At 68.6% G+C, this 8,894-nt stretch carries 10 protein-coding genes and 1 pseudogene; 3 read left to right on the top strand and 8 right to left on the bottom strand.

Translation table 11 applies throughout. From position 1 onward, the window contains the following. From JWQ05_RS12975 to JWQ05_RS12950, 6 genes and pseudogenes are all read right to left on the bottom strand, one after another. Positions 1 to 875 (bottom strand): annotated as a pseudogene (locus JWQ05_RS12975) (RNA polymerase sigma-54 factor); the annotation flags it as partial. A 338-nt stretch (positions 876 to 1,213) separates the two neighbouring features. Beyond that, positions 1,214 to 2,002 (bottom strand): LPS export ABC transporter ATP-binding protein, encoded by a 789-nt coding sequence (gene lptB, locus JWQ05_RS12970; RefSeq protein WP_299658857.1) that lies wholly within the window; start codon positions 2,000 to 2,002, stop codon positions 1,214 to 1,216. Positions 2,003 to 2,085: 83 nt separating this feature from the next. Beyond that, positions 2,086 to 2,784, bottom strand: coding sequence for an LptA/OstA family protein (locus JWQ05_RS12965; protein WP_299658856.1), 699 nt, complete (start codon positions 2,782 to 2,784; stop codon positions 2,086 to 2,088). Positions 2,785 to 2,840: 56 nt separating this feature from the next. Further along, positions 2,841 to 3,638, bottom strand: a complete 798-nt coding sequence (locus JWQ05_RS12960; protein ID WP_299658855.1) for a lipopolysaccharide-assembly, LptC-related protein — start codon at positions 3,636 to 3,638, stop codon at positions 2,841 to 2,843. Between the two features lie 276 nt (positions 3,639 to 3,914). Beyond that, a complete protein-coding gene (locus JWQ05_RS12955) occupies positions 3,915 to 4,541 on the bottom strand; it encodes a ribonuclease D (protein WP_299658854.1) in 627 nt (208 codons plus the stop codon). A gap of 183 nt (positions 4,542 to 4,724) precedes the next feature. Then, on the bottom strand, positions 4,725 to 5,102 hold the full coding sequence (locus tag JWQ05_RS12950; RefSeq protein ID WP_299658853.1) for a helix-hairpin-helix domain-containing protein: 378 nt from the start codon (positions 5,100 to 5,102) through the stop codon (positions 4,725 to 4,727). A gap of 369 nt (positions 5,103 to 5,471) precedes the next feature. Here JWQ05_RS12950 and rpmF point away from each other — a divergent pair, with 369 nt between their 5' ends. Further along, positions 5,472 to 5,660, top strand: coding sequence for a 50S ribosomal protein L32 (gene rpmF / locus JWQ05_RS12945; protein ID WP_299658852.1), 189 nt, complete (start codon positions 5,472 to 5,474; stop codon positions 5,658 to 5,660). A gap of 118 nt (positions 5,661 to 5,778) precedes the next feature. Here rpmF and JWQ05_RS12940 read toward each other — a convergent pair whose 3' ends face one another. Both JWQ05_RS12940 and phaR read right to left on the bottom strand, forming a co-directional pair. Continuing rightward, a complete protein-coding gene (locus JWQ05_RS12940) occupies positions 5,779 to 6,009 on the bottom strand; it encodes a hypothetical protein (RefSeq protein WP_299658851.1) in 231 nt (76 codons plus the stop codon). Positions 6,010 to 6,118: 109 nt separating this feature from the next. Beyond that, complete coding sequence (phaR, locus tag JWQ05_RS12935) at positions 6,119 to 6,742, bottom strand: polyhydroxyalkanoate synthesis repressor PhaR (RefSeq protein ID WP_299658850.1); 624 nt, start codon at positions 6,740 to 6,742, stop codon at positions 6,119 to 6,121. 316 nt (positions 6,743 to 7,058) lie between these two features. Here phaR and JWQ05_RS12930 point away from each other — a divergent pair, with 316 nt between their 5' ends. Both JWQ05_RS12930 and JWQ05_RS12925 read left to right on the top strand, forming a co-directional pair. Continuing rightward, positions 7,059 to 8,240 (top strand): acetyl-CoA C-acetyltransferase, encoded by a 1,182-nt coding sequence (locus tag JWQ05_RS12930; RefSeq protein WP_299658849.1) that lies wholly within the window; start codon positions 7,059 to 7,061, stop codon positions 8,238 to 8,240. 178 nt (positions 8,241 to 8,418) lie between these two features. Further along, the coding region (locus JWQ05_RS12925; protein WP_299658848.1) for an SDR family NAD(P)-dependent oxidoreductase at positions 8,419 to 8,894 on the top strand (476 nt) is incomplete at its 3' end.

Below are 8,894 nucleotides of genomic sequence, written 5' to 3'. Positions count from 1 at the left end.
GGATCGAGCCGGCGCAGCTCCGCCAGCATGTCGACGAGGTCCTCGTCGTCGACGCCGCAGAGACGGCGCAGCGAAGCGAAGTCGCGCTTGGCCACGAGGTCGAGACGGGAGACCAGCGCCTGCATGGCGGGGTCGAACCGGTCGCGGTCGCGCAGCTGCAGGGCGAGGCATTCGGCGAGATCCCGGGCGGCGATGCCGGCGGGCTCGAAGCTCTGGACGAGCTTCAGCACCCGGGCGACCCGGTCGAGGGACGCGCCGAGGCGCTCGGCGACGTCGTCGATGGATTCGCGCAGGTAGCCGGCATCGTCGACGGCGTCGATGAGGAAGCCGCCGATCAGGCGGTCGGTGGGATCGCGGGTGGCGAGATCGAGCTGCGCACCGAGGTGCTCGCGCAGCGAGATCTCGGAGGTCAGGGTCGCCTCGAAATCGGGGGCCTCGCCGTCGAAGCTGCCGCCGGTGTTGCCGTAGGGTGCCGGCGTCAGCGAGAGCATGTCGCCGGAGGCCGCCTCGCGGGCATGGGTCGGATTCTCGTCCGAGAAGACGTTGTCGAGGCGGGTGTCGAGGGCGCTCTCCATGTCGGCGCCGCTGGTCGTCAGGGTTGTGGCGATCCAGGGCTCCTCGGCCCCGTCGTAGTCGCCGCCCTCCGCATCGCCGTCCCGGTCCACGGAGGATTCCGACGGCACTTCGGCGGGCGCCCGCTCGGTCTCGACCTCGCCCTCCACGCGCTCCAGCAGCGGATTGCGCTCGAGTTCGGCGTCGACATAGGCTGCGAGATCGAGTTGCGAGAGCTGGAGGAGCTTGATTGCCTGGAGGAGCTGAGGCGTCATCACCAGGGCTTGGCCCTGGCGCATTTCCAGCCGTTGCAGCAGACTCATGGTGTTGCCCCGATGCAGAGTCCCTACCTTTGCCCGGCAGCGCACGTCGCCGTGGGCCGAACTCCGGCACAAATCTTGCTTCTTCTTCGCTGTTCCCAGGTCTAGCGCCAACCGGGCCGCGCGTCAAAGCGGGAAGGCGCGCGTTTGCACATAAATTGGGCATGGAGCCATTGCATCACGGATGTGCATCGACTCTGCCTGGCTATGCATCACACAGCCGGCACTAACAAAAGCTTGTCGGATCAGGAGAATTTCGGCTCACGCCCACCGCGACGGCTGCGGCGCCGCATGTCCGGCACGGCCCAAATTTTTTCCGGCGGTCGCAGTGCGGCGTCCGGCTACAACCGGAAATCTTCACCGAGATAGAGCCGGCGCGCCTCCGGATTGGCCACGATCTCCTCGGGCGTCCCTTCCGTGAGAATGCGGCCCGAATGGGCGATGTAGGCGCGGTCGATCAGCCCGAGGGTTTCGCGCACGTTGTGGTCGGTGATGAGCACGCCGATGCCGCGCTGCTTCAGGTGCTTGACCAGATCCTGGATGTCGCCCACCGCGATGGGGTCGATGCCCGCGAAGGGCTCGTCGAGGAGCATGAAGCTCGGCGAGGACGCCAGTGCCCGCGCGATCTCGCAGCGCCGGCGCTCGCCGCCCGAGAGGGCGATGGCGGGCGACTTGCGCAGGCGGGCGATGTCGAACTCCTCCAGCAGCGATTCGAGCTTGCGCGCGCGCTCCTTGCGGTCGGGCTCGGCCACTTCGAGCACCGCGCGGATGTTGTCCTCCACCGTGAGGCCCCGGAAGATCGAGGCCTCCTGGGGCAGGTAGCCGATGCCGAGGCGGGCGCGCTGGTACATCGGCAACTGGGTGATCGGCAGGCCATCGAGGGTGATGGTGCCGCGGTCCGCCGTGACGAGGCCGGTGATCATGTAGAAGATCGTGGTCTTGCCGGCGCCGTTGGGGCCGAGCAGGCCCACCGCCTCGCCGCTGCGCACGGTCAGGCCCGCCTCATGGACGACCGTGCGGGCGCCGTAGCTCTTGCGCAGGCCGCGCACGCAGAGGATGCCGGGTCCGCCGCCCTCGTCCGCGATGGCCGCCGCCTCGGCTTCGCGCCGTCGCTTCGCACCGCCGAACAGGCGACCCAGGAGGGAGGGCGCGCGCACGTGGCCAGGACCTTCCGAGGAGCGCTCCGCCAGGACGGGCGCCAGGGGCGCGGCGCTCAATTCGTCTGGGTCCGGATGGTCTGAGGCTGGGCCTTGCCGGCGGGCTTCTCGGCTGCGGCCTCGGCGGGCTTGTCGGAAGCGGGTTTGGCCGCCGCCCGGGCCGCGGCGGGCGGCTGCGCGCAGCCCTTGCCCTTGGCCCCGTCCTCCTTCTGCGGCACGAACAGGGCGGAGACGCGCCCGCCCGCAACCGGGTCCATGTTCGCCCGGCCGGTATTCATGTCGTAGACGAGGCGCGAGCCCCGGGTGACGTTCTGGCACTGGCTCAGCACCACGTTGCCGGTGACCACGATGCGCTTGGCCTCCTGGTCGAACACGGCGTTGTCGCCGGTGGCGACCTGGTCCTTCTGCACCACGGTGACGGGACCGGCGCATTCGACGCGCTGGATGCCGTTCTCGCTCAGGCCTGCGGCGCGCTCGGCCTGGCTGGCGGAGTCGGCGTTCCCGTCCGCCCCTTCCTTCTTGTCCTTGCCGCGCTTGTAGCGGACCGTCATGGTGGAGCAGCGGATGGTGCTGTCGCCCTGCACGGCCACGACGTTGCCGGCGAAGATCGCCTTGTTCTCGCGGTCGAACACGTCGAGCCGGTCGGCGTCGATCTTGATCGGCTCCTTGCCGCCGCCCCCGAGATTGCCGAGGCCCGAGGCCGCCTTCTCCTTGCGCGGGGCAGCCGGAGCGGTCTGCGCGTCGGCGGAGGACATGAGGCTGGCGAGCGCGAGGCCGGCGAGGCCCCAGCGCGCCCACGTGGGGAAGCGGTTCACCGACGGCGCTCCCCGTCATCCGGCTCGGCCGAGGTCGTGCGGATGCGCGCCGGCTTGTCGCCCAGGGCCGCGACCGGGGCGGCATCGGACTTCGAATCCGTCCGCGAATCCGATTTGGCCTCCGACTTGTCCCGTGCGTGCAGGACCGTGTGGACGTTGCCGACGAAGGAGATGACGTGGCCGCTGTCGACGACATCGAGGGTGTCGGCCACGATGGTCCCGCTCGGGACCGTGACGGTCACGGTCTCGTTCGACTTGACGCTGCCGGCCTTGAAATCCACCGCCGCCGATTTCAGGCGGACTTCCTCGTCCTTGTCGGTCCAGAGGCGGATGTCGCGCTCCAGGGTCATGGATTCGCGGCTGGAATCGAACACCCCGGCGGCGGCTTCGAGGTGGATCAGGCCGCCCTTGTCATCGGTGTTGAGGTGGCCCTTCATCGCCTGAAGTTCGATCACGCTCGGCTTGCGCACGTCCTGAAAGGCGGCGGTGGCGGTGACCTCGTAGCCCCGGTCGCCCTTGCGGAAACCCGACAGGCGCGGGCTCTCCATCTTCACCCGGGTGCCCGACAGGCTCACCGGCCCCATCGAGACGTCCGGCAGGCTGACTCCGAAGGGGTTGAACACGGTAATGGCCAGCAGTGCCGCGACCGCCGTCCCGGCCGCCAGCGGGATCACGCGGCGCAGGGTGCGGACATGGGCGCTGTGGCTGCGGGCCCGCGCATGGGCCCGTGTGCGACGCGCATCGACGCGGCCATCGCTCATCTGCCCCGTCTCGACGACCGCGCCCACGTGCATGACTTTCCCAAACATCGCGCCCAGAACCGCGCACGACCCGTCACGGTGGACCGCCGGATGCCCGGGGGCGATGGCGAAGTTATGACGGCAAGCTTGAGAAAGCTTCAAGCGCCCCGCCGCGCAGGTCGCCGGAATGATCCCCCGCCGGCAAGGGCGATGTGCGCCGGCGCACGATTGCGGGCGCGGCGGCGGGCGCCCCGGCCCGACGTTATGCCCGGTCTGTTGCCCGATCGTTTCGCATGACCGGGTCGGCGCGAGGCAAGATCGGGCTCCGTGTCAGGAATGCGCGAAGATGTCGGTCTCGGGCCAGCCGGCAAGGTCGAGTCGGGCCCGGGTCGGCAGGAACGCGAAGCAGTCCCGGGCCATGTCGGTCCGGCCTTCCCGCGCCAGCATCGCGTCGAGGCGGTCGCGCGCGGCGTGCAGGTAGAGGACGTCGGAGGCCGCGTAGTCGACCTGGGCCTGGCTCAGGGATTCGGCACCCCAATCGGAGGATTGCTGCTGCTTGGAGAGATCGACGCCCACGAGTTCGCGGACCACGTCCTTGAGACCGTGCCGGTCGGTGTAGGTGCGGGCCAGCTTCGAGGCGACCTTGGTGCAGTAGACCGGTGCCGGCATGACGCCGAGCGCCCGGAACAGCACCGCGAGATCGAAGCGCGCGAAGTGGAAGATTTTCAGCGTGTCCGGATCGGCGAGGACGCGTGCGAGCGTCTCGGGCGCCGGGCCGCCGGGGACGATCTGCACCACGTCGGCGCTGCCGTCGCCACGCGAGATCTGCACCACGCAGAGCCGGTCCCGGTGCGGGTTCAGCCCCAGCGTCTCGGTGTCGATGGCGATGGCAGGTCCGGCGACGTAATCGGCCGGCAGGTCGCCGCGATGCAGGCGGATGACGGGAGGGGACGGCATGGGGAAAAGCGTTCCGTGCTCGGGTTTTCCATGGCGGGCCAAAGGACTTCGACGGCGGGCCAAGGGAACCGAAACATTCGAGGGATATCGCGTGCGCCCCCGGCGCGTATCATCCGCCCCCCGCCCCGACAAGGGCGGCGGGACGCGGCGCGCGGTCCCGACGGTGGCGCGCCGCGTCGGACATCACTTCTGCTTGGCGATGACCTTGTCCTTGATGCCGTCATAGGCGTTTTGCGGAATGATCTTCTTGGTGATCAACTCGTCCTTGCCCCGGTAGGGCCGGCCCTTGATGATGGCCGCGGCGCGTGCCGCGCCGATGCCCGGCAGCGCGTCGAGTTCGGCGGCGCTGGCGCTGTTGATGTCGGTCAGGGCGCCCTTGTGCGCGGCGGCCGGGCTCTCGACCGTGGGCGCCTTCGGCGGCGTCGGGCTGGTCGGGGCGGGCATCGCCGGAGCCGGGACGGGCTTCGTGGTGGGGGTCGCGGGGCTCGGCGCCTGTGCCAGCGCGGGGGCGGCGGCAAGGCAGGTCAGCACGGTCATCGTGCGCAGAAGGGAAGAGATCATGGGAAACTCCCGGGGTCGGTGACGCGATCGCGATGCCGCGCCAGCCCCAGGAACCTAGGGCGCCGCGTTTGAACCGCCGCTTAACGCCGCGTTGCGGCGCTCGTCATCTGGCGGTGGAACGCCGCTGTCTGGCGGATACTGGTCCGACTGAAATGTCGGCTCATTGAGATTCCCGGTAGACGGACGGGCGCGGGCGCAGGGTTTTGGCCAGGGCGTCGGCACGGCCCGCGTCGATCGCCCCTAGCCAGGGTGGCGACGCGCGGTTATAAGGCCGGCCTCGAATCTCCGTTTGAACACGGTGCCGAGGCGATCCTCCCGAACCGGGGGGAGCCGCCCAGGCGCCCTTTTTGCCATCGACAGGATCCTCCCATGGCCGTTCCGAAGCGAAAGACCTCCCCCTCGCGTCGCGGCATGCGCCGCTCCGCCGACGCCCTCAAGACCTCGGCCTATGTCACCGACAAGGATTCGGGCGAACTGCGCCGTCCCCACCACATCGACCTGAAGACCGGCATGTACCGTGGCCGTCAGGTCCTGAAGGTGAAGTCGGCCGAGGCGTAAGCCCGTCGGGGCTGCCGCGAGGCAGCCCGCCGAGATCCTGTCGACGCGTTCGATCAAGAGCCGAGGCCCGCATCCGCGAGCCTGGCTTTTCGCATGCGTGGAACAGCGGCGAACGGGTTCAGGCGCGGCGGGCGGTCTCGGCGTAGCGCGCGGCGGCCGAGAGGGTCCGCTCGCTGCGTGACGGGCGGAGCGTCGGCTCGGCGCTGACGAGCAATTGCGCGAGGAATCCGGCGAGCGGCCGATTCGGCACCGGGCGCAGGCCGCTGGAGGCGCCACCTGGAATCAGCACGAGGTCCCGGCGGCGCGCAGGCCCCGCATCGGCCGTCAGGTCCGCCTCGGGGGGCTTCATCGCATCCGTCCCGGCGCCCGAAGCGGCGCATGGGAACAGAATTGGATGCCGTTAAGGAAACGTCAACCTTTCGTCAGGAAGACCCGCACGGAAAGGTTACCGGGAAAGCCTACTTCTTCGCCAGGTCCTCGAGGCGCGACTGCATCTCGGCCATCTGGCGCTTGAGGTCGTCGAGGTCGGTGCCGCCCGCTGCCGGGGACGGGACCGGAACGCCCGCGCCGGACTTGCCGGCCGAGGACGGGTGGCTGCCCATGGCGGAGAGCGGCCCTGTGCCGAAGGTGGTGAACATCTTCATGGCGTCGCCGAAGAAGCTCATGTTGGCGCGGACCTGCTCCTCCATCGCGCTCTGGAAAGCCGTCGGCGCGAAGCTCTGGGTCATCTTCTCGCGCAGGCCTTCCTGGTCCCGGGCGAAGTTCGCCATCGAGAATTCGAGGAAGCTCGGCACCATGGTGCGCATGCTGTCGCCGTAGAAGCGGATGAGCTGGCGCAGGAAGGCGACCGGCAGGAGGTTGTCGTCCCCGGCCTTGTTCTCCTGCTCGAAGATGATCTGCGTCAGCACCGAACGGGTAATGTCGTCGCCCGAGCGTGCGTCGTAGACGAGGAAATCCTCACCGTTCTGCACCATGGTCGACAGGTCCTCGAGGGTGACGTAGGTCGACGTCCCGGTGTGATAGAGGCGCCGGTTGGCGTACTTTTTGATGACGGTGTGATTGGACTTGCCGTTATCCGCCATCTTTGGGGGCCTCTCCCAACACGTTCCCACCTACGCGCACTCGTCTCGAAAACGCCCAGGACCGCTGCCCGATTTCGCGGCGCACAAGTTCATCTTAAGGCGTTCGCGTGCCGACGAAAACAGCAATTTATCGCCCATCCCGCGGAATACCACGCAACGACGCTCCCGCTGTCATGGTGCAACCCTCAAACAACCCTTGGATGCCTTGACTTCGCGGGGTCGACGGCTTTCATCCGAAGGAACGGCACAAAGGCGCCCACGCTCGACCCGATCGAGCGTCAAGGGAGCGCCTGGCCGGCATGAGGAGAACGTCACCATGGCAGCAGAAGACATCGTCATCGTCGGCGCGGCGCGCACCGCCGTGGGTTCGTTCGGCGGGGTGTTCAACACCGTGCCCGCGCACGACCTCGGCGCCGTGGCGATCAAGGCCGCCCTCGAGCGCGCCGGCGTGCCGGCCGACGACGTGGACGAGGTGATCTTCGGCCAGGTGCTCACCGCCGGCGCCGGCCAGAACCCCGCCCGCCAGGCCGCGATCAAGGCCGGCATCCCCGAGAAGGCCACCGCCTGGGGCGTCAACCAGGTCTGCGGTTCGGGTCTGCGCACCGTCGCCATCGGCATGCAGCAGATCGCCAACGGCGACGCCACCGTCATCGTGGCCGGCGGCCAGGAATCCATGTCGCTCTCTCCCCACGCGCAGTACCTACGCGGCGGCCAGAAGATGGGCGACGTCAAGCTCGTCGACACCATGATCAAGGACGGCCTCTGGGACGCCTTCAACGGCTACCACATGGGCACGACCGCCGAGAACGTGGCCCAGGCCTTCCAGCTCACCCGCGAGGAGCAGGACGCCTTCGCGACGAAGTCGCAGAACAAGGCCGAGGCCGCCCGCAAGGAAGGCCGGTTCAAGGACGAGATCTGCCCCGTCACCGTGCCGGGCCGCAAGGGCGACACCATCGTCGACACCGACGAGTACATCCGCGACGGCGCCACCGTCGAGGCGATGGCCAAGCTCAAGCCCGCCTTCTCGAAGGACGGAACCGTGACGGCCGCCAACGCCTCGGGCCTCAACGACGGTGCCGCCGCCATCGTGCTGATGTCGGCGTCCGAAGCCGAGCGCCGGGGCATCAAGCCGCTGGCCCGCATCGTCTCCTGGGCCACCGCCGGCGTCGACCCGAAGGTGATGGGCACGGGCCCGATCCCGGCCTCCCGCAAGGCCCTGGACAAGGCCGGCTGGAAGGCCTCCGACCTCGACCTGATCGAGGCCAACGAGGCCTTCGCGGCCCAGGCGCTCGCGGTGAACAAGGACATGGGCTGGGACACCGACAAGGTGAACGTCAATGGCGGCGCCATCGCCATCGGCCACCCGATCGGCGCGTCCGGCGCCCGCGTCCTCGTCACCCTCCTGCACGAACTGAAGCGTCGCGACGCCAAGAAGGGTCTCGCCACCCTGTGCATCGGCGGCGGCATGGGCGTCGCCCTCTGCGTCGAGCGCGTCTGATCCGAGACCGAGCGGCGCCCCGGAATTCCCACGGCCACGAATTCCTGCATGAATTCTTGAGGGCGCCGCAAATTTAAATCGGTCGCGCACCGGCGGGGAGACCCGTAAAGCCGCGCGATCGAACCTATAGAACCACACAAGACCAAATCACAAAAAACCAAGACTTTCGGAGGAAACCATGGCTCAGGAACGCGTCGCACTCGTCACCGGTGGCACACGCGGCATCGGCGCCGCCATTTCGCAGGGCCTCAAGGCCAAGGGCTACAAGGTCGCGGCCAATTACGGCGGCAACGACGAGGCCGCCAACGCCTTCAAGGCCGAGACCGGCATTCCCGTCTTCAAGTTCGACGTCGGCGACTACGCCGCCTGCGAGGCCGGCATCAAGGCCGTCGAGGCCGAGGTCGGCCCCATCGACGTCCTGGTGAACAACGCCGGCATCACCCGCGACGGCGCCTTCCACAAGATGAGCTTCGACAAGTGGCAGGCGGTCATCAAGACCAACCTCGACTCGATGTTCACCTGCACCCGTCCCGTCATCGAGGGCATGCGCACGCGCGGGTTCGGCCGGATCATCCTGATCTCGTCGATCAACGGCCAGAAGGGCCAGGCCGGCCAGACCAACTATTCGGCCGCCAAGGCCGGCGTGATCGGTTT

It is taken from the genome of Methylobacterium sp., assembly GCF_028290105.1.
Taxonomy (GTDB): domain Bacteria; phylum Pseudomonadota; class Alphaproteobacteria; order Rhizobiales; family Beijerinckiaceae; genus Methylobacterium.
Note: the sequence above shows the minus strand (reverse complement) of the source record. Positions and strands in the feature narration are given on the sequence as shown.